Origin of the sequence: Polaromonas sp. LjRoot131, assembly GCF_964252805.1 — a bacterium.
Lineage (GTDB): Bacteria > Pseudomonadota > Gammaproteobacteria > Burkholderiales > Burkholderiaceae_C > Polaromonas.
Genome location: NZ_CAXUPF020000017.1, coordinates 1 through 1412 on the forward strand (window position 1 = coordinate 1; position 1412 = coordinate 1412).

General features: G+C 55.8%; 1 protein-coding gene and 1 pseudogene. Both read left to right on the forward strand.

What is annotated here, in order from left to right; all coding sequences use genetic code 11:
* A pseudogene (locus tag ACSQ27_RS24265) lies at positions 1–489 on the forward strand (RHS repeat domain-containing protein); the annotation flags it as partial.
* A 352-nt stretch (positions 490–841) separates the two neighbouring features.
* Positions 842–1303, forward strand: coding sequence for a hypothetical protein (locus ACSQ27_RS24270; protein WP_436158064.1), 462 nt, complete (start codon positions 842–844; stop codon positions 1301–1303).
* Positions 1304–1412 lie beyond the last annotated feature (109 nt).

Genomic DNA, 1412 nt, shown 5'->3' on the forward strand with positions numbered 1-1412 from the left:
GCCTACGACGCCGTCACCGGCCGCATGGCCAGCAAGACCTGGCCCACCGGCTACCAAGCCCGCTATGTCTACAGCGCGAGTGGCTATCTCAAGCAGGTCAACGGCGGCGGCACCGGCGGCTTTACCCAGACCGTGAGTTATGAAGTGCTGGCCATGGATGCCCAAGGCCATATCACCCAGTACAAGCAGGGCAACCAGGTCACCACCGTCAAGGCATACCAGGAAGCCACCGGCAGACTGAGCGGCCAGACCGCCACCAAAGCCGGGCAGGCCACCGGCAATGTGCTCAACCACAGCTACACCTATGACTCCCTGGGCAACCTCACGACCCGCGCTGACAACTCGCCCGGCGTTGGTACCCAGGAGAGCTTCAGCTATGACAGCCTGAACCGCCTGACGCTGAACACCTTGCTGGGCGGGGCCGTCAGCCCACCCACCACCACCGAGGTGAAATACGACGCCAACGTCATTTCTCAAGCAGCGTATTGAGCATGATTGGGGGACCAGCTTGTCGCCGCTACAGGCTCTGTTTTCGCCAAATTCTTTTCAATGATGTGGGGGCGGCATCAGTTCCCACAACTTACCCTGTGGGCCTAGTTAAATGAAGTGGGGGAAATTCGACAATATTGATGTTGACGAGCGACTTTAATCGACCGATTGGAGAAGGGTACACAGGAAACACGACAGCGAACCGTGGCACCGGCACACCTGTCGGCGAGTACCGCTGGACGACTACCGCAACCGTGCGCATAGATGCATCCACAGGAAAAGCTTTTACGGCTTACCCCAATCTAAGCCTAGGTGTCGCCAAGCCGGATCCATTAAACAACGGAGTAAGACCGTGATCGACATTAACCTACATCACGCCCAGCTGGTAGTAGATCCAATAGATCAAGAGGTCGCGGAGCACTATCAGTATCTGGAGGAGCTAAACGCTCTTGATTTCAGAGTTGAGGCGCAAGCCCTGTACGCCGTTCGAAAGTGGCTCTTACCTGATAGAGGGTGGTCGGAAATGGGTGCTTACCTTCGACAAGAAGCTTGTCGATACCAATTGACCAGGGGACAAGCCTTTGGGAATGTATGGCTGCCCGGTATCGAAGGGACAGATTTCAGTGATACCGCATTGGCGGCGTACCGAATTGAATCTCGCAAATTTCACCTCTTGCTCTGGAATGAACTGTTTCCGCATACTCCCTTTGTCCCAGCAGACCTGAGTCAATACCGCAGAAGGGTGGATCACCAGTTCATGGCTTGCCCTGATGTGCCGCAGGAGTGGGGTGCGGCTCAATACGAAAAATGGTGATCGAGTTCTTATGCGGGTAGTGGCGTTGCGAGTCATCGCCGGACCGGGGCACAGACAACATTTGACGCGAATCGAACAGCGTCTGTATCTGTGACAACCCCCTGATCAA